Raw genomic sequence first — 18544 nt, 5'->3', positions numbered from 1 at the left:
CGTGGATAGCCTCACTAGCAGCGCGAATGAATACGTTCTGACCCTCGACTGCCCGGAAACGCGGGGACTGGTCCATGCCGTGTCCGGATTCCTGCTCGATCAGGGCTGCGACATCCTGGAAAGCAAGCAGTTCGACTCCCAGGACGACGGCCACTTCTTTATGCGGATCCACTTCGCCTCGGCCGGCGACTTCCCCGGCGGACCGGCCACCCTTGACTCACTCCGGGCGGCCTTTGTGCCCGTGGCCGAAAAATTCGGCATGCAGTGGCAACTGCGCCCCCACGGGATGAAACGCCGGGTCCTGATCATGGTGTCCAAATTCGAGCACTGCCTCAACGACCTGCTGTTCCGCGCCCGCATCGGGGAACTGCCGATCGATATTGTCGCGGTCGTCTCGAACCATCCGGACCACCGGGGCATCGTGGAATGGCACGGCATCCCCTTTTTCCATGTGCCCGTCACGGCAGACACCAAACCCGCGGCCGAGGAGAGCCTGATGGAGCTCGTCGACCGGCTGGAGGTCGAACTCGTGGTCCTGGCCCGTTATATGCAGGTCCTCAGCGACGATCTCACCCGCCGCCTGGACGGCCGCGCGATCAACATCCATCACTCCTTCCTGCCGTCCTTCAAGGGCGCCAAGCCCTACCACCAGGCGCACGCCCGCGGCGTCAAAACCGTCGGCGCTACCGCCCACTACGTCAACGCCGAGCTCGACGAGGGCCCGATCATCTCCCAGCAGGTGGTGGAGGTGGACCACACCTTCGGCGCCGAGGACCTCGTGGCCGCCGGACGCGACACCGAGCGCAAGGCACTCTCCAACGCCGTCCGCTGGCACTGCGAAGGCCGCGTCTTCCTCCAGGGCAACCGGACCGTCGTCCTGCGCTAGCTTCGGACCGTTGCGGGTGCAGCGTTTGAAGGGGTTTCGCTGCGCGGATCTTCCCTGGTTGCTAGGCGGCCAGCGCGGTGCCGAAGAGGCGTTCGGCCAGCTGGAGCAGATGTGCCGGCGCATCTGCTTCATCGCCGTTGTCCTCGTGGCCAAGGAAAACAGCCGTCCCGCTGACGGTCTCCTCAAGATGTAAACCTGCTTCGCGGATCAGCACTTCGGCCCGGGCATTCAGTGGCAGGGGGATAAAGTCTGCCTCGTCGTTCAGATAAACGTGCCAGTCCTTACCGGTGATTGCTCCGACGCTTCCTTCAACCAGGATCTGACGCGCGGCCAGGGCCGTGTTGATCTTTTCGACGCGGACGGGCTGACTTAGGCTTGCCGGGATAACCAGGGCGATGCGTTTCGCGCGCATTACCGGTCCTTTCTCTGTTTCAACGGTTGGCCACCCAGAAGGCTCAAAACGCAGGCCAAGCGGGAATTAGGCGATGCCCAGTCAGGGCATTTGGAGACACCAGGAACCGTCCGCTCCGCGAGAATTAACTCTGGGAAAGGAATTGAATTCGGACCCTAGTGGCGTGGGGATCCACGGCGCCGGGGTGGCCTGCTGCGGGCCGCCGTGCACCGCCGGGAATCCCTGGTTCGGCTGCCCGCGGCCCTTAGTACACGCGGCTGGCGGGCCGTCATGGGCGGTGTGTCACCGCTGGTTTTTGCGAGGCTTTGCGAACAGATTTTCGCTGGTTTCGGTTTTCGCCCTTTTTTCGGCTCTCTTTTCGAGAATCGACTTTCCCGTTTTTTTGGCACTGCTGTTTCTGGGAGACTTTTCCGACAATGGAATCACGCATTTCTAAACGCTACCTACCCATCACCATACCGATTTAAATTATTAATGCCAGTCCGCAGTTTAGATTAGAATCATGGAATCAGCGCGGATACAAAGAGGACCAAAAATCTACGGTGCGAACGGCAACAAAACGCCCGTCCACTTCGCGGAAGTGGTCGAGTGCCCGTGACCGCCCGGATATTGGGCAGACCACAGCCCGGCCGAAAGGAATCGCCATGCTCATTACTAACGTCCGCCCCTGGGGCGGGGACGCCGTAGACCTTGAGATGCGCGAGGGGCGGATTGCCGCCGTTCGCCCAGCGCTGACCGCCGTCGGAGCCGCCGATTCTGCCGGCGGGACGGTCGACGGGCGGGGCCGGATCGCCCTGCCCTCATTCACGGACGTGCATGTCCACCTCGACTCGACGCGGATCGGGCTGCCGTTCCGGGAGCACACCGCCTCGCCCGGTGTGTGGAACATGATGTGCAACGACCGGGAAAACTGGCGCGACACCCCCATCCCCTACACGGAGGTCGTTGCTGGGACGCTCGAGCGAATGATTGCGCGGGGTACCACGCGGGTCCGTTCCTACGCCCAGGTCGACGTCGACTGCAAGCTTGAGCGCTTCGAGGCAGTCATGGCTGCCAAGGAGCGCTTTGCCCACGCCGCCGACGTAGAGATCATGGCCTTCCCACAGGCCGGCCTCCTGCTGGAGGACGGCACCGTCCCGCTCCTCGAGGAGGCCCTCCGCGCGGGTGCCACGACCATTGGCGGCATTGACCCCTGCCAGCTGGACCGAGACCCCGTCCGCCATCTGGACATCGTGTTCGGCCTGGCTGAAAAGTACGGGGTCGACGTCGACATCCACCTGCACGAGCCCGGCCACCTGGGGGTCTTCAGCGCCGAACTGATCTTCGAACGCACCCGGGCGCTGGGTATGGAGGGACGCGTCTCGCTGTCCCATGCCTACGATCTGGCCAACATCCACCCCGATGTGACCGCCCGGCTCATGGAGCAGATGGCCGAACTGGACGTGGCCTGGGCGACGGTCGCCCCGGCCAGCGGCGGCACACAGTTTGATCTGGCCCGGATGACAGAAGCGGGCATCCGCGTCGGTTTGGGCGAAGACGGCCAGCGCGATTACTGGAGCCCGTACGGCAATTGCGACATGCTCGACCGCACCTGGCAGCTGGCGTTCACCCACCGGCTGCGCAAGGACCGGCTGATCGAACACTGCGCGGCGATCGCCACCATCGGAGGCGCGTCCATGATGGACCGCACCGTCCCGCGCCTCACCAATCCCGACGACCGGCCCGGCCTGGCTCCGGGGGATCGGGCCGACATCGTCCTAATCGACGGCGAAACCATCACCAGCGCCGTCATGGACCGCGGCACCGACCGCACCGTCCTCCACGAGGGCAGGCTCGTCGCTGACGGGCTAGCCGTCCTTCCGCGCATTTCACGTAACGGGGCAGGGGACTCCAGGTGATGCCCGCCTAGCGCATGCCCTCGCGGCGGATGGCGGTGGCGATCGCCGCGGAACGGGTTTCGACCCCGAGCTTGGCGTAGATGTGCGCCAGGTGCGTCTTCACCGTGGCCTCGGAGATGAACAGCCGCTGGCCGAGTTCGCGGTTGCTGAGCCCTTCGGTCAGGAGGCTCAGCAGCTCGGCCTCGCGCGGGGTCAGGATGGCGTCCGGGTTGCGCAGTTGCTGGAACAACCGCGAGGCCACCGGCGCGCTCATCACGCTCTTGCCGTGGACCGCGCCGCGGACAGCTGCGAAGATCTCCTCGGGGGAGGCGTCCTTGAGCAGATAGCCCATCGCCCCCGCGTCGACGGCGCGGACGATGTCGGCGTCGGAGTCATACGTGGTGAACACGAGGATCGCCTGCCGGCTGTTGCGCTGCCGCAGCCGCTTGATGGCCTCGATGCCGTCCATGCCGGCACCCATGGCGAGATCCATCATCACCACGGCCGGGCCGTGCTGCTCCACCAGGGCGAGTGCCTCCTCACCGGAGGCTGCCTCGGCCACCACCTCAATGCCGGGCTGCGTCCCCAGGAGCGCCTTGAGCCCGCTGCGGACGACCAGGTGGTCATCCGCCAGCAGCACGGTAATGGTCTTCACTGTTCCTCCCTGGTCGGCAGTTCCGCGGCCACAACCGTCCCGCCGCCGGGGCTGCTTTCCACCGAGAATACGCCGCCGAGTTGCTCGACCCGCTGGCGCATGGCGCGCAGTCCGTAGCCTCCAGCGTCCGACGGCGGCGCCAGCGACGACGGATCAAAGCCCGCGCCGTCGTCGTACACATCCAGCGTGACGGCGCCCGGCAGGAAGCCCAGCGTTACCGTGGCGTTGGCCGCGGACGCATGCAGCGCCGTGTTGGCGGCCGCGCTCTGGACCACCCGCAGCAGGGCGTGCCGGGTGTCGGCGGGAACCTGGCGGGGCTCGCCGGTGACCAGCAGGTGCACCCCCGGCAGGTACTGCGATGCCGCTTTGGCTACGGCGTCCGGCAGGGGCGCCGTATCCAGGCCCGGGGAAGCGAGGTCGTGGACCAGGCTGCGGGTTTCAACCAGGTTCTGCCGCAGCATCCCGCTGGCGGCACGGACGTCCTCACGTGCGGCCGGCGCGGGCCAGGACCGGCTGGCCGCTTCCAGCAGCAGGAGGCTGCTGGCCAGGCCCTGGGTCACGGTGTCATGAATCTCCCGGGAAACCCGGGCACGTTCCTCGATGCTCCCCGCCCTTCGCTCGGTGGCCGCAAGTTGACCCTGCGCCAGCGACACCGCCGCATGGAGCCGGCGCTGCTCCTCGGCGTCGTGCTCGATGCGGTCATGGATCAGTGTCAGCATGACGCCCACCGCCAAGGGTCCCAGGAGCATGGCGACATCGGTGCCGCCGCCAAGCCGGAACAGCCCGAACGCAGTAGCCGCCGCCGTCGCGCCGCCGGCGACGTAGCCGACCCACCCGGTGAAGGCCGTGCGGCACAGGAAGAACAGCGCGAACGAGCACCAGGCAAAGCTCGGCGCCACCATCACCAGCACGGCCCAGAGCACTACCAGGACGAACATCCACACCGCCCACGGCCGACGCCGCTGCGAGAGCACGGCGATCAGGGCGTAGAGCGTACAGACCGCCGCGGCGAGTGCCAGAACCCCTAGGTTATCCGCAGGGCTGTGCCTCATCATGTAGCGGACCGCCGACGCCACCAGGAGCACGGCGAAACCGAGGTGGACGACGGCGTCGATCCGGCCCAGCGGTCCCCTCCCCGTGGCACGGTCGCGCTCGGAGGGCACCGGCGGGGCGGCTGGTAAGTCAGGCATGGGATCCGGTTCCGGTGGATGGAGTACTACCCACCATGCTAGAGCCCGCGACGTGGCGCCGGCCTCAGCCATTTGGCTGATACTGCTGGCCTTACGGGGGAGGAAGCGTCAGACGAATGCCCGATGCCCACCCGCACGGGAGCGGAAAAGATGGATTCGGGACCCAGGCCATCAGCTTGGAGCAAGTCCCGAGACCGCACTCCAAGGAGAACCCATGAAGAAGTCCAACAAGATCATCACTGCCGCCGCTGCCACCGGAGTGTTGCTCCTGACCGGCGGGCTGACGGCCGCCGCCAACGCCGGGCCCACCCCGGCCGCGGCCAGCCTTGCCGTCCCGGCGGCGGACATCCAGCCGGTTCCTGAGAACGTGGTCGCCCAGAACCGCATCAGCGTGGATGCTTCCGCTGCTGCCGTCCAGGCCGCCCTCGGGAAATGCCAGGCCGACAAGCTGCCGTTCGTGACGGTGGCGCTGGTCGACCGCTTCGGGACTGTCCAGGCCCTGCTCCGCGGCGACAACGCAGCCGAGCACACAATCGAGGCGGCCCGGCAAAAGGCCTACACCGCTGCGGCCTTCGGAACGCCGACCAGCGAGTTGTCCAAGAGGATCAACGGGAACGGGCCGAGCATCGCCGACCTCCCCGGCACCCTCTTCCTGGCCGGCGGGGTTCCGCTGAAGGTCAACGGGGTGTCCGTGGCGGGCATCGGCGTCGGCGGAGCTCCCGACGGCGTGCTCGACGAAGCCTGCGCCGCAGCCGGTGCGGAATCCATTGCGGGTGCCGCGCCGGGCACCGCCAAGTAGGCGTCACCGTGGCCCGGATCCGGAATCTTGTCTTGATCACGGCAGCGATGCTCGGGCTGACGTCCTGTGGCCCGGGAGCCGAACGGCCCCTCGGGCTCGAGTCCCCGGCCGCCGGGGATATTCCCGGGCTGCAGGCGCCGCGGCTGACGCCACCGGCCCCGCCGCATTCTTCGACAACGTCGGCCCCGCCGGTCCGGCCCCGGGAGGCTCAAGCGTCACTGGACCGGCGCCTTGTCCAGGCTGCCAAGGCCAACGACGTCGGTCAGGTGGCCGAGCTGATCCGGGCCGGCGGCAACGTTAATACCAAGGACTCGATCCAGGATTCAGCGTTCCTCTATGCCGGGGCTGAAGGATTCAATGAGGTCCTGCAGCTGACGCTCGCCAACGGCGCCGACGTGTCCAGCATCAACCGGTTCGGCGGGACAGCGCTGATCCCGGCCAGCGAACACGGACACGTGGAGACCGTGCGGATCCTCCTCGAAGCAGGGGTGCCCGTGAACCACGTCAACAGGCTGGGCTGGACCGCCCTACAGGAGGCCATCCTCCTCAACAACGGCGGCCCCAGGCAGCAGAACGTGGTCCGGCAGCTCCTCGCCGCCGGCGCGGACCCCACGATCCCGGACCCTCAAGGACGAACGGCGTTGGAGAACGCCCACCGGCTGGGATTTGCCGAGATAGTGAACATCATCAGGGCGGAGCCCGCCACGGCGCGCTGAGCCGAGCCGACGCCGTCCGCTGGGACTGCGAAGGCCGCCTTTTCTTCCAGGGCCACCGGACCGCCGTACTGCGCTAGCTTTGCCGTTCCCTCCGGGGCGCCGCCGTGGCACACTGGGACGACTATCGAGTGTCTGGGGGGATTCCAGTCAGGAGATCGTCATGGGCATTCTGATGCACCCCCACACTTCGGGCTGCCGGTCGGCGGTGAGCAACCCATGATGATCGGCTGGGCCTACCTCATGGCCGCCATCATGACCGTTGACGCGCTCCTGCTGGGAATGCTGCTGCTGAACGTGAAGTGGCCCAAACACTGGAAGAAGAACTAAGCCACAGCCGCCTCGGCGAGCGGCCGGTCCCGGCGCTCACGCCGTCGGTGCCAGCTCGGCCGCGGGGACCACGACGGCGCCGGTCGCCGTCGAATCCGGGTTCAGCATCCAGCCGACCCGCTTGGCGGCGTTGAGCACCACCACGCTTTCCACGAGCTCGATTCCGGGGATCCGCAGCTGCAGCGCCTGTTCGGCGTTCATGACGTCCGCCAGGGAATGCAGCCACATCAGGATCACGAAGTTGGTGCGGCCGGTGGTGGAGGCGCTGAGCCGGATGTTGCGGAAGCTGCGCAGCTCCGCCGCGGCGGCCTCATGCTGGCCGGGCGGGACGTTGGCGAACCACTGGCAGGCCACCGGGTATCCCGAGTATTTCTGCGCGATTTCGCACCGGAACGAGAGGACCTGGCTGGCCAGCACCCGGTTGAGCTGCCGCTGGACCGTGGCCGGGCTGCGGCCCAGGGCGCGGGCGATGTCCGCGGCCGCCGCCCGCCCGTCCCTGGCCAGGAACGGGATCAGGTCCAGGTGGCTTTGCGGCAGCGGCGCACCCTGGTTCCCGGCCGGGGCCAGGCCGGAGGCCTCGGGCCCGGCGAGCGCCTGGAGCGCCGCCTTCTGCGGCTTCTCCAGGACGTTCAGCCGCCACGCGTAACCGCCGGAGTGCAGCCGCGTGCACAGCGACGTCTGGTACTTGGTAAGGCCCGGGATCTTCCTGAACTGCGGCATCACGTGGCCGCTGAAGTGGGCCAGGGTGGGCGTGATGACCGTCAGCATGAGGTCGCGGTTGCTGGCCGCCTCCTCCACCGTGACCACCTCCGGGATGGCCGCCAGCGCCGCCGTGACGTCGTCGCGCAGCTTCATTTCGCAGTCCACGTCCACGAGCGCCAGGCACATCTGCTTCGGATCGCCGATCAGGTGGGCCGTACTCCAGGCAGTGCCGGAGGCCTTGAGCCGGTCCCAGCGTGCCGCCAGGGTGGTGGCGTGGGCGCCCAGAATGCGGGCGGCATCGGACCAGCTGATCCGCGGCGCGATCTGCAGTGCGTTGATCAGCTGAAGGTCTTCCTCACTGAGGTCCACGGGATCCCTCCGTCCATGCATGATTCCTGTTCTAACCATCTTACTTTTGCATTTTTCCAGCTATTCCGGCGATGTGACTCCAGTCACTCCACAATTGGTGCTAGCACTTACCAACCGTTCGGGAAGAGGGAACATATGTCGGTCACCGCCGATGCCAGGGAACTGCACAGCCAGATCACCCGGCTGCGCCACGAGTTGCACCAGGAGCCGGAGATCGGCCTGGCACTCCCCCGCACCCAAGAAAAAGTTCTCAAGGCCCTCGACGGCCTGCCCTACGAAATCACCCTCGGCGAGAGCACGACGTCGGTCACCGCGGTCCTGCGCGGCGGCGCACCGCACACGTCGGCCGACAAACCTGTTGTCCTGCTGCGCGCGGACATGGACGGCCTTCCCGTCCAGGAGCGCACCGGCGTCGGCTTCTCCTCCCGGGTCGACGGCGCGATGCACGCCTGCGGGCACGATCTGCACACCTCGATGCTCGCCGGGGCGGCCACCCTGCTGGCCGAACGCCGCGAGCAGCTGGCCGGCGACGTCGTCCTGATGTTCCAGCCGGGCGAGGAGGGCTATGACGGCGCCGGGCACATGATCCGCGAGGGGGTGCTGGACGCCGCGGGCCGGCGCGCGGACGCGGCCTACGGCATGCACGTGTTTTCCTCGCTGGAGCCGTACGGCCAGTTCGCCACTAAGCCGGGCGTGATGTTGAGCGCCTCGGACGGGCTGTTCATCACCGTCCTGGGTGCCGGCGGCCACGGCTCCGCCCCGCACGCGGCCAAGGACCCCGTCACCGCGGCCGCCGAGATGGTGACCGCGCTGCAGGTGATGATCACCCGGCAGTTCAACATGTTCGACCCCGTCGTCCTGACCGTCGGCGTCCTGCACGCGGGCACCACCCGCAACGTCATCCCCGAATCGGCGCGCATCGAGGCGACCGTCCGGACGTTCTCGCACGCCTCCCGCGAACGGATGATGACCGCGGTTCACATGCTCGTGAAGGGCATCGCCCACGCCCACGGCCTGGAGGTGGATGTCGAATACCGCGGCGAGTACCCGCTGAGCATCACGGACGAGAACGAGACCCTCACCGCGGAGAAAACCATCCAGGAGCTGTTCGGGGAGTCCCGGCTGACCCGCTGGGCCACCCCGCTCAGCGGTTCCGAGGACTTCTCCCGGGTGATGGCGGAGGTGCCTGGCACCTTCATCGGGCTCAGCGCCGTCGCCCCGGAGGCGGACCACACCGAAACCGCTTTCAACCACTCCCCGTATGCCACGTTCGACGACGGCGTCCTCGCCGACGGCGCGGCGCTCTACGCCGAACTCGCCATTGCCCGGATCGCAGCCCTGGCGTCCGCCGGCTCCCCCACGTCCCCCGCTTCCTAGCCCTACCTCTTTCGGAGACATCATGACCACTATCACCAATCCCCAGCTCTCCAGCCGGGCGGCCACGCGGAAGACCCTCCTCGGGACGGGCATCGGGAACGCCGTCGAATGGTACGACTGGGCGATCTACGCCACGTTCACACCGTTCATCGCCAGCCAGTTGTTCAGCAAGGCCGATCCCGCCTCGGCGGTGCTGGCGACGCTGGCGATCTTCGCCGTCGGCTTCGTGGCCCGTCCGGTCGGAGGCTTCCTCTTCGGCTGGATCGGCGACCGGATCGGCCGCAAGACGTCCATGACCCTCGCCGTCGGGCTCGCGTCGCTGGGCAGCCTCATGATCGGCGTCGCGCCGTCCTTCGCGACCATCGGGGTCTGGGCCTCGGTGATGCTGCTGGTGGCCCGGCTCATCCAGGGCCTGGCCCACGGCGGTGAGCTGCCGTCGTCGCAGACGTACCTCTCCGAAGTGGCCCCGAAAGAGAAGCGCGGCCTGTGGGCCACGCTGATCTACACCTCGGGCACGGTGGGAATCCTGGCGGGCACGCTGCTCGGCGCCGTCCTCAACATGACCCTGAGTACCGAGGCCATGAATGACTGGGGCTGGCGCATCCCGTTCCTGGTCGGTGCCGTTATGGGCCTCTACGCGCTGATCATGCGCTCCAAGCTGCACGAGTCCGAGGCCTTCGAAGGCGAGACGGCCTCCGAGAAGCGCGCCCCGATCTGGCCGCAGATCGTGCAGTACCGCAAGCAGGCCCTCCAGGTCATCGGGCTGACCGTGGGCCTCACGGTGATCTACTACATCTGGGGTGTCGTGGCCCCGAGCTACGCGGCGACGACGTTGAAAATCGATCGCGGTGAAACCCTTTGGGCCAGTGTCGTTGCCAACATTGTGTTCATCGCCGTCCTGCCATTCTGGGGCAAGCTGTCCGACAAGATCGGCCGCAAGAAGGTGCTTTGGGCCGGTGCGGCCGGAGCCGCCATCATGCACTTCCCGATGACCTGGCTGCTGAAGGATTCAGCCTGGCAACTGGCCGTGGCCATGTCCGTCATGCTGATCTTCATTGCCGCCAGCGCCGCGATCGTTCCGGCCGTCTATGCGGAACTGTTCCCCACCAGCATCCGGACCATCGGCGTCGGCGTCCCGTACTCCATCTGCGTGGCCGTGTTCGGCGGGACCGCCCCGTACCTGCAGACCTGGCTCGGGACCATCGGCCTCGCCAACGTGTTCAACGTCTACGCCGTGGTGCTGCTGCTGGTCAGCGTGCTGTTCGTCTTCACCATCCCGGAGACCAAGGGCAAGGACCTGACGCACTAGGCAGTCCGAAAGGACCCGTCAGGAAAGGCCGTGCGGTCCTCCACCAAGTGCCCCCAGCCTGCAGGCTGGGGGCACGTTGCGGGTTGACGTAAAAATCCCTGCGCAGACGTCAGCGATTGTCGGGTGTCTCGCCGTTTCCTACGGCTTCAATCCAGTCGATGGCCTCGTCCGAGAAATAGAAGCCTGCGGGCCAGTTCTCACCCACCCACCAGGCGCCGGAAGCGACCGATCCCCCAGCAGCCTCGATCTCATCAAGCACCTCCACCGGCACCGCGTCGCCGTTGTTTTCAATCAGCCAGTCCCGCGTCGAGGGCTTCAGCCTCGGCCACCATTGCTCGATACTCATGGCCGCAGTCTGTCACGGTGCGGCGGGCGCCAAAAGAGCTCCGTCCCAGCCTGCCGCACCATCGCTGCCTGAGCGGGCGCTACGAAGTGACCGCCAGGGCAGGCGCCGCGATGGTGGCGAGCTCCACCGGCGCGGGGCGCTCGACAGCGCTGCCGATCATGACCGGTGCACCCGTCTGGGCCGACTCCAGCACGGACTCCATCACGTCCAGGGCATGGAAGCCCAGGGCACCTCCTGCCCTGGGCTCCTGGCCGGCCGGCGTACGGATGAGGTCCGCGATGCCGAAGCCCCGCCCCGAGTCCGCGTAGCCCGCAGAAACGGGGAGGGTCTCCCAGTCATCCGCGCCGAGGGCGAAGACCTGCACGTCGCCCTCGAAGTGGTTGGGATCCGGGACCACCAGGGAACCGCGCTCTCCGTGGACTTCAATGTTGGGGCTTTTGGTCTTCACTGCGTCGAAGCTCATCACCAGCGTGGACAAGGCCCCTGAGGCGTGAACCAGGACGCCGGTGACATGCGTATCGATCGCCACGGGCACCGTCTGGCCCTCCCGCGGGCCCGAGCCGATGGTGCGCTCGTCCCGGGTGTGGCTGGCCGCACCGATCACGGAGACTACCGGTCCCAGCAGCGTGACCAGGGCCGAGACGTAGTACGGCCCCATGTCCAGGAGCGGCCCGCCGCCGGGCTGGTAGTAGAAGTCAGGGTTCGGGTGCCAGCGCTCGTGACCGGGGGTGGCCATGGTGGCCGTCGCGGAGATGGGCCTGCCGATGAGCCCGTCGTCGATCGCTTTCCGGGCGGTCTGGATCCCGGTGCCGAGCACGGTGTCCGGCGCGCAGCCGACCACGACGCCGGCTGTCCGCGCGGCGTCCAGCACTTGCCGGGCCTCCGCCGTCGTTGCTGCCAGGGGCTTCTCGCCGTAGACCGACTTGCCGGCGGCAATCGCCCGCAGGGCAACCTCGGCGTGGGCTGCGGGGATGGTCAGGTTCAGGACGAGCTCGACGTCGTCGGCCGCCAGGAGCGCGTCGACCGTGAGCGCCCGGACGCCGTCGTATGAGTCGGCCACGGCCTGCGCCCGGGCGGGGTCCAGGTCCGCGACGGCGACGAGGTTAATGTCCTCGAGCCGGCGGAAGTTCGCCAGGTACTGGGCGATGATGGCTCCGCAGCCGATGATTCCTACATTCACTGGCTGGTCTGTGTCTAACGGCTTGCCCACAGCAGGCCCCTTTCGATGATGGTGCGGACATTGCTGTCCTGGAGGATTTCGACGCGGTGTCCGGGCGTGCAGACGAAGATCTTGCCCTTGCCCCATTGCCTGGTCCAGATGGCCGGCGAGGTGACTTCCCGGTGCCAGGGGTCCCATTCCCGGACTCTCTGGGTGGTGGTGGCCAGGACGTCAATGTAGTCGTCGGCGAGGACCCAGTACTGTTCGGTCACGAGGTCGAAGTCACCGAGGCCGGCAGTGATCGGATGCTCCGCTGCCGTCGGGAGCATATTAATGGTGTGCGGGACGTAATTGTCGGGCTGCCCGCCCGTCCGTTCGTCCGGGTGCTTGCCCGGGTGGCACGCAAACTGGCCGCCGATCAGGTGCAGGTAGTCCGCAGTGTCGCGGTAGGAATCCGCGATGCCGCCGTGCCAGCCGGCGAGGCCGGTGCCGTTTTCGACAGCGGTCCGGAGTCCCTCGAATTCGTCCTTTTCTATGGTGGACATGGTCACGCACTGCATGATCAGGTCCACACCGGCCAGATAGTCGGCATCGGCGTAGATCTTGGGTGATTCCTCAACCCGGACCTGGTAGCCGTTGGCTTGCAGGTAGGGGATGAATTCCTCCGTGGCCGCAACGGGCTGGTGCCCGTCCCAGCCGCCGCGCACCACGAGGGCGGTTTTGTGGTTCGTTGTCATGGGGTTCCTCTAGTTTGGTTTTGTTGTGGCCCCGCCGGCTCAGCGCGCGGCGAAGGCTGCATCGAAGGCGGACGCGGGTGGTGTGATCGTGGCAAGTTCCTTGACCAGCGCGAGTGCCTGGGGGGCGCCGACGAGTCGGTCCATGCCGGCGTCCTCCCATTCGACGCTGGTGGGTCCCTGGTATCCGATGGCGTTAAGGGTCCGGAAGATCGGCTCCCAGTTGACGTCGCCATGACCGGCCGTGACGAAGTCCCACCCGCGGCGCGGGTCGGCCCACGGAAGATGGGAGCCGAGCCGGCCGTTACGGCCGTTGAGCTGGCGGACGGACTCCTTGACGTGAACGTGGAAAATCTTCTCGGCGAAGTCCTGAAGGAACATCACAGGGTCCAGGTCCTGCCAGATGAAGTGCGAGGGGTCAAAGTTTAGGCCGAAGCTCTCCCGGTGCCCGATGGCCTCAAGGGTGCGCTTTGCGGTCCAGTAGTCGTAGGCGATTTCGGACGGGTGAACCTCAAGGGCAAACCGGACCCCTTCCTCGTCGAAGACGTCGAGGATCGGGTTCCAGCGGTCAGCGAAGTCCTGGTAGCCGCGTTCGATCATGGCGTCCGACGCGGGCGGGAACATGGCCACACATTTCCAGATTGATGATCCCGTGAACCCGGTGACGGTCTTGACGCCCAGCCGGGCGGCCGCACGCGCCGTGGTCTTCATGGCGTCGGCGGCACGGGTCCGGACCCCTTCAGCGTCGCCGTCGCCCCACACGGAGGCCGGAAGAATGCCCTGGTGGCGTTCGTCGATCGGGTCGTCACAGACGGCCTGTCCGGTGAGGTGGTTGGCGATTGCGTGGACCTTGAGCCGGTGCTTGTCCAGGATGTCCAGCCGGTTCTGGACGTAGGCGTCGTCCTCGACGGCCCGCTGCGGGTCCAGGTGGTCGCCCCAGCAGGCGATTTCGAGGCCGTCGAAGCCCCACTCGCCGGCGAGCCGCGCCACCTCTTCGAAGGGCAGATCGGCCCACTGGCCGGTGAAGAGGGTGATGGGTCGTGTCATGGTGGTTCCTCTCAGACGTTCTGCCAGTGGCTGCTGGCGTGGGAACTGGCTTCGACGGCCGCGAGGACTCTTTGGACCTGGAGGGCGTCGGCGAAGGATGGTGCCGGAGGCTGGCCGCCGGCGATGGCGTGGATGAGGTCGACGACCTGGTGGGTGAAGAGGTGTTCGTAGCCCAGTCCGTGGCCGGTGGGCCACCAGTTCCCGGTGTAGGGGTGTTCGGGTTCGGTGACGAGGATCTTGCGGAAGCCGGCGTCGGGCCCGTCGGCAGCGTCGTAGAAGGACAGGGCGTTCATGTCTTCGAAGTCGAAGGCCAGCGAGCCGAGGGTGCCGTTGAGTTCCAGGCGCATGGCGTTCTTCCGGCCAAGGGCGAAGCGGGTGGCCTCGAACACCCCGATCGGCCCGGCGGCGGGCCCCTTGCCGGTGCCGTTGCCGGCGCCGGCGAAGCGGGCGCTGAAAATGGCGGCGTCGTCCACGCTCACGGGCCCGCGCACGGTATCGGCGCCGGTGGCGCCGTGCCCGCCAAGGCCCACAAGGTCTCCGGCAACGGGGCGTTCGGTGACGAAGGTCTCCATCAGGGCCGAGACGCCGGTGATGTTGAGGCCGGTGATCCATTGGGCGGCGTCGATGCTGTGGGCACCGATGTCCCCGAGCGCGCCGGAGCCGGCCTTGGATTTATCCAGCCGCCACGTCAGGGGTGCGTCGGCATCGCTGAGCCAGTCCTGCAGGTACTGGGCCCGGACGTGGCGGATCTGCCCGAGCCGGCGCTCGGCGACCATCCGCCGGGCCAGGGCCAGTGCCGGGGTGCGCCGGTAGCTGAAGCCGCACATCGAGTACACACCCCGGGCCGCAGCAGCGTCCGCGGCCGCGGCCATCCGTTCGGCCTCGGCCACCGAGTTGGCCAGCGGCTTCTCGCACAGGACGTGCTTGCCGGCCTCGAGCGCGGCGATCGCGATCTCGGTGTGGGTGTTGCCCGGGGTGCAGATGTCGATCAGGTCGATGTCGTCCCGCTCGATCAGGGCCCGCCAGTCCGTCTCGACGGACGCCCAGCCCATCTTGGTCGCGGCAGCCCGCACGCCCTCCTCGTTCCGGCCGGCGATCGCGGTCAGTTCAGGCCGCAGCGGCAGGTCAAAGAACCGCGGTGCGGTCCGCCACGCGTGGGAATGGGCGGTCCCCATGAACGCGTAGCCCACCATCCCCACACGCAGGGTCTTCGGGTCAGTCATCGGTAATCCTTTCGAACGGGGTGGAAGTCGTCCGGTGCCCTTGGAAGGGTCCGCGGGCTATTTGCTGAAGCCGGCGGTGAGGCCGCTGAGCAGTTGGCGCCGGGCCATCACATAAACCAGCAGCAGCGGCAGCGTAGCGAGTACGACGGCGGCCAGCACGGCCGGGATATTGACGCTGAACTCGCCCTGGAAGGTCCACAGTGACAGCGGCAACACCCGGGTGGCCGGGCTCTGCGTCAGGATCAGCGGGAACAGGAAGCCGTTCCAGACATGCAGTGCGTTGTAGATTCCGACCGTGATGACGGCGGGTTTCGTCATGGGCAGGGCGAGGTGCCACATCATCGACCAGTCGGAGCAGCCGTCCAGGCGCATTGATTCGAAGAGTTCGTTGGGGACGTCCCGCATGAAGTTGGACAGAATCAGCACGGAGATCGGGATGGCGAAGGCGATGGAGGGCAGGATCAGGGCAAGCAGGGTGTCGTAGAGATGGGCGCGGGTGATCATCCAATAGATGGGGATGATCGTGGCGTGCAGCGGGATCGCGAGGCCCAGCAGGAACAGGTTGTTCGTCCAGTTGAGGAACTTGCTCTTTCCCCGGACGATCGCGTAGGCGGCCATGAAGGACACCAGGAGCGCCGGCAGGACGCTGCCCACTGTGACGATGAGGCTGTTGGCAAAGTACTTGGCGAAGTCGTTCTCCAGGACCAGCTTGTAGTTGTCCAGGGTGGGTTCCGCGGGCGGCAACATCGGGTTGGAGGTGAAGAAGCCAGCCTGGTTCTTCAGGCTTGTCACCACCACGTAATAGATGGGGACGATGATGATGGCCAGCCAGAGCCAGCCCCCGAAGCCGGCGAGGAAGTTGGGACGTGTCCGTCCTGGTCCCGTGGTCCGCGGACGGGGCCGGGCGGGAGGGCGGACGGGTGTCGAGGGCGGGACGGGAAGCTGGGTAAGGGAAGCCATCAGGCACCTTCCATTTGGCTTGCGTTGCGGTTCTTTCCGCCCAGTCTCTGGAGTAGCAGGGCGAGCGCCAGGCCGATCACGACGAGCATGACGCCGAGGGCACTCGCGGCGCCCATGTCATTGGCTTTGAACCCGGTGAGGTACATGTGCAGCGGGAGCAGCCGGGTGGCGTAGCCGGGACCGCCTCCTGTGAGGACGAAGACGAGGTCAAAGTACGCCAGCGAGCCGACCACCATGAGCGTGGAGGAGGTGATGATGGTGTATTTCATCTGGGGCAGTGTGATGTTGAAGAACTGCTGTACCCGGCCGGCACCGTCGATTTGCGCGGCCTCATAGAGCGACGCAGGGATCTGGCGCACACCGCCTTGGTAGATGAGCGTGTGGAACGGGACAAACTGCCAGGCGATCACGAAGACCACGACGAACAGCACGAGGTCCGAATTGCCAAGCCAGTCCTGGGCCAGGATGGGCAGTCCAAGCCCGGCGCCCAGGCCGAAGTTGGGGTCCAGCAGGGCTTTGAACGCGATGGCGACGGCGGCCGAGGACAGCAGCAGCGGCACGAAGTAGAGGACAGCCAAGGCGGCACGGTATTTCTGGCCCGCCGCGGTGAAGACACCCAGCAGGAGACTGATCGGGGCCTGGACGATGAACGAGAAGAACATGATCTTCGCCGTGACCAGCAGTGCGTTGCCGGTGACAGGGTCCGTCAGGACTGTTGTCCAACTGGACAAACCGTCCAGCTTGATCTCGCCGAGGCCGTCCCAGGAAGTGAAGCTCAGGAACAACACCCCGAACAGCGGGATGATGGCGAACAGCAGGAAGAAGGCAAGGGCTGGCGCGGCCAGCCACCCCGACGGGCCCGGTTGGAGGGCCCGCCGGGAGGAACCGGAGGTGGTGGACACTGGATTACTTACCGATCGTCGCGTTCATCGTGTCGACGAACTGCTCCGGAGTGATCTTCTTCAGGAAGATCTGGTCGAGGTTCGCCAGCATGGCGTCACCCTGCGCCGGGCTGAGTGCCTGGTCCCAGGAGAGCGTGAAGCTCGGTGCGTTCTTCGCCATGCCGTACACGTAGGTGAGGAAATCCTTGTCCGGTGACGCCTCGAGCTTGCTTTCGATGCCGTTGACCACCGGCACGGCCCCGGAGTCGATGAGGCCCTGGATATTGCTGTCCGAGAACATGCCGTCCTTCACGTACTCGAGGGCGGCTTTCTTCTGGCCTTCGGTGGCCTTCGACGAGACGGACCAGAAGTTGGAGGGGTTGCCCACGACGTTGGCCGGGTCGCCCTTGCCACCGGAGACCGTGGGGAAGGTGGTGTAGCCGAGCTTGCCGCTCTTGACGAAGTCTGCGGCGTCTTTCTTCATGCTCTGGTAGATCCAGCCACCCTGCAGGATCATCGCTGCCTTGCCGGTGTACAGCAGCGCCTGGTCGGCGTTGCTGTCGGCTGCGATGGACGAGAAGCCGTTGACGAAGCCGCCGGCGTCCACGAGCTGCTGGATCTTGGTCAGCGACTCGGTGACGGCGGGGTCGGACCAGGCGTTTGGCTTATTGGCGGCGATGTTGGCGAAGACTTCCGGTCCGCCAATGCGTTCCACGAGGTACTCCAGCCACATCAGGTCCGGCCACCTGGACTGGCCGCCGAGCGAGAACGGGGCAATGCCGGCATCCTTGAACTTCGGAACCAGTGCCATCAGCTCGTCCCAAGTCTTGGGGGCCTCAGCGCCCACCTTGGCGAAGACATCCTTGTTGAAGTACAGGACGATAGGCTGCACGTTGTTGTTGGGCAAGGCGTAGGTCTTGCCGTCGATAACGCCGTTCTTGAGTACCGCCGGAAGGTAGCGGTCCTTGACGGCGGGGTTGTCCTTGAGGAACCCGGAGAGATCATCCACCTGTCCGGCGTCGACGTAGGACTTCAGAACCCCGCCGCCCCAGCCGTAGATGAAGGTCGGGCCTTGGCCGGCGCCGACGGCGGTTCGCACCTTGGTTTTGTAGGCGTCGTTCGCAAAGAAATCCAGTTTGATGGTCGAATCCGGGTGGGAGGAGTTCCAGTCAGTGATGGACTTCTGCAGGACGGGCTGGTTGCCGCCGGTCAGGCCCCACATGGAGGCCGAATCTGCACTTGCGGCAGTACCTGCCGGGCCGCTGGACCCGCATGCGGCAAGGCTGATCGATACTGCGGCGGCGGAGAGGGCCATGGCGGCACTGCGGAATGTACGATTTTTCATCTGGGTTTCCATTCGTCCTCCGGGTTCTGCGCTGAGGCCCGGTTGTGGGAGTCGGCCGCCCAGCCCTCACGGATGGAGGCTGCGCTGCCGCTACTGATGGGGTGAAGCTAAGTTTCCGAAAAGTTTCGTAAAAGTTTTGGTCTTGTGAACTAAAAGTAATGGTGACTAGTGTCACAGTCAAGAGTCCTGGTCCGAATTCCTTACCCAAATATCAAATAAACTTGACGCAT

18 protein-coding genes are annotated in these 18544 nt (G+C 66.3%); 6 read left to right on the top strand and 12 right to left on the bottom strand.

Annotated elements, in window-relative coordinates:
* Position 1 precedes the first annotated feature (1 nt).
* Entirely contained in the window at positions 2-886 is an 885-nt protein-coding gene (gene purU, locus AC06G6_RS00695) for a formyltetrahydrofolate deformylase (RefSeq protein WP_479825401.1), read from the top strand.
* Positions 887-947: 61 nt separating this feature from the next.
* On the opposite strand, the gene AC06G6_RS00690 is transcribed toward purU, so the two are convergent.
* On the bottom strand, positions 948-1298 hold the full coding sequence (locus AC06G6_RS00690; RefSeq protein WP_479825399.1) for a DUF3846 domain-containing protein: 351 nt from the start codon (positions 1296-1298) through the stop codon (positions 948-950).
* Between the two features lie 644 nt (positions 1299-1942).
* Between AC06G6_RS00690 and AC06G6_RS00685 the strand changes: the two genes are divergently transcribed.
* Positions 1943-3196: an amidohydrolase family protein gene (locus tag AC06G6_RS00685; protein WP_479825397.1), complete on the top strand. Its 1254-nt coding sequence runs from the start codon at positions 1943-1945 to the stop codon at positions 3194-3196.
* Between the two features lie 7 nt (positions 3197-3203).
* Here the strand turns inward: AC06G6_RS00685 and AC06G6_RS00680 are convergent, their stop codons facing one another.
* Together AC06G6_RS00680 and AC06G6_RS00675 are read right to left on the bottom strand one after the other, a co-directional pair.
* Positions 3204-3830 carry a response regulator gene (locus tag AC06G6_RS00680; protein ID WP_479825395.1) on the bottom strand — a complete coding sequence of 209 codons (627 nt, stop codon included), beginning with the start codon at positions 3828-3830 and terminating at the stop codon, positions 3204-3206.
* A complete protein-coding gene (locus tag AC06G6_RS00675) occupies positions 3827-5020 on the bottom strand; it encodes a sensor histidine kinase (protein ID WP_479825392.1) in 1194 nt (397 codons plus the stop codon). The genes AC06G6_RS00680 and AC06G6_RS00675 overlap by 4 nt, the downstream gene beginning before the upstream one ends.
* Before the next feature lie 214 nt (positions 5021-5234).
* Here AC06G6_RS00675 and AC06G6_RS00670 point away from each other — a divergent pair, with 214 nt between their 5' ends.
* Together AC06G6_RS00670 and AC06G6_RS00665 are read left to right on the top strand one after the other, a co-directional pair.
* Entirely contained in the window at positions 5235-5819 is a 585-nt protein-coding gene (locus AC06G6_RS00670; protein ID WP_479825389.1) for a GlcG/HbpS family heme-binding protein, read from the top strand.
* A gap of 32 nt (positions 5820-5851) precedes the next feature.
* On the top strand, positions 5852-6535 hold the full coding sequence (locus AC06G6_RS00665; RefSeq protein WP_479825387.1) for an ankyrin repeat domain-containing protein: 684 nt from the start codon (positions 5852-5854) through the stop codon (positions 6533-6535).
* Between the two features lie 363 nt (positions 6536-6898).
* Here the strand turns inward: AC06G6_RS00665 and AC06G6_RS00660 are convergent, their stop codons facing one another.
* Entirely contained in the window at positions 6899-7933 is a 1035-nt protein-coding gene (locus AC06G6_RS00660; protein ID WP_479825385.1) for an Lrp/AsnC family transcriptional regulator, read from the bottom strand.
* A gap of 135 nt (positions 7934-8068) precedes the next feature.
* Here AC06G6_RS00660 and AC06G6_RS00655 point away from each other — a divergent pair, with 135 nt between their 5' ends.
* Positions 8069-9310, top strand: coding sequence for a M20 metallopeptidase family protein (locus AC06G6_RS00655; protein WP_479825383.1), 1242 nt, complete (start codon positions 8069-8071; stop codon positions 9308-9310).
* 22 nt (positions 9311-9332) lie between these two features.
* Positions 9333-10619, top strand: a complete 1287-nt coding sequence (locus AC06G6_RS00650; RefSeq protein WP_479825381.1) for an MFS transporter — start codon at positions 9333-9335, stop codon at positions 10617-10619.
* Between the two features lie 109 nt (positions 10620-10728).
* On the opposite strand, the gene AC06G6_RS00645 is transcribed toward AC06G6_RS00650, so the two are convergent.
* The 8 genes from AC06G6_RS00645 to AC06G6_RS00610 all read right to left on the bottom strand — a co-directional run bounded on the left by AC06G6_RS00645 (position 10729) and on the right by AC06G6_RS00610 (position 18314).
* On the bottom strand, positions 10729-10965 hold the full coding sequence (locus tag AC06G6_RS00645; protein ID WP_479825379.1) for a hypothetical protein: 237 nt from the start codon (positions 10963-10965) through the stop codon (positions 10729-10731).
* A gap of 79 nt (positions 10966-11044) precedes the next feature.
* Positions 11045-12145, bottom strand: coding sequence for a Gfo/Idh/MocA family protein (locus tag AC06G6_RS00640; RefSeq protein ID WP_479825377.1), 1101 nt, complete (start codon positions 12143-12145; stop codon positions 11045-11047).
* A gap of 14 nt (positions 12146-12159) precedes the next feature.
* Complete coding sequence (locus AC06G6_RS00635; RefSeq protein WP_479825375.1) at positions 12160-12861, bottom strand: ThuA domain-containing protein; 702 nt, start codon at positions 12859-12861, stop codon at positions 12160-12162.
* A gap of 39 nt (positions 12862-12900) precedes the next feature.
* Positions 12901-13905, bottom strand: coding sequence for a sugar phosphate isomerase/epimerase family protein (locus AC06G6_RS00630; RefSeq protein ID WP_479825373.1), 1005 nt, complete (start codon positions 13903-13905; stop codon positions 12901-12903).
* Between the two features lie 11 nt (positions 13906-13916).
* Complete coding sequence (locus tag AC06G6_RS00625) at positions 13917-15128, bottom strand: Gfo/Idh/MocA family protein (protein WP_479825371.1); 1212 nt, start codon at positions 15126-15128, stop codon at positions 13917-13919.
* A gap of 57 nt (positions 15129-15185) precedes the next feature.
* Positions 15186-16088: a carbohydrate ABC transporter permease gene (locus AC06G6_RS00620; RefSeq protein WP_479825369.1), complete on the bottom strand. Its 903-nt coding sequence runs from the start codon at positions 16086-16088 to the stop codon at positions 15186-15188.
* Positions 16088-16990, bottom strand: coding sequence for a carbohydrate ABC transporter permease (locus AC06G6_RS00615; protein ID WP_479825367.1), 903 nt, complete (start codon positions 16988-16990; stop codon positions 16088-16090). The genes AC06G6_RS00620 and AC06G6_RS00615 overlap by 1 nt, the downstream gene beginning before the upstream one ends.
* A gap of 4 nt (positions 16991-16994) precedes the next feature.
* On the bottom strand, positions 16995-18314 hold the full coding sequence (locus AC06G6_RS00610; protein ID WP_479825364.1) for an extracellular solute-binding protein: 1320 nt from the start codon (positions 18312-18314) through the stop codon (positions 16995-16997).
* Between the last annotated feature and the right edge of the window lie 230 nt (positions 18315-18544).

It is taken from the genome of Arthrobacter sp. CJL-S3, from assembly GCF_056711635.1.
The sequence above is the reverse complement of the archived record's forward strand: the minus strand, read 5'-3'. Positions and strand labels throughout refer to the sequence as shown.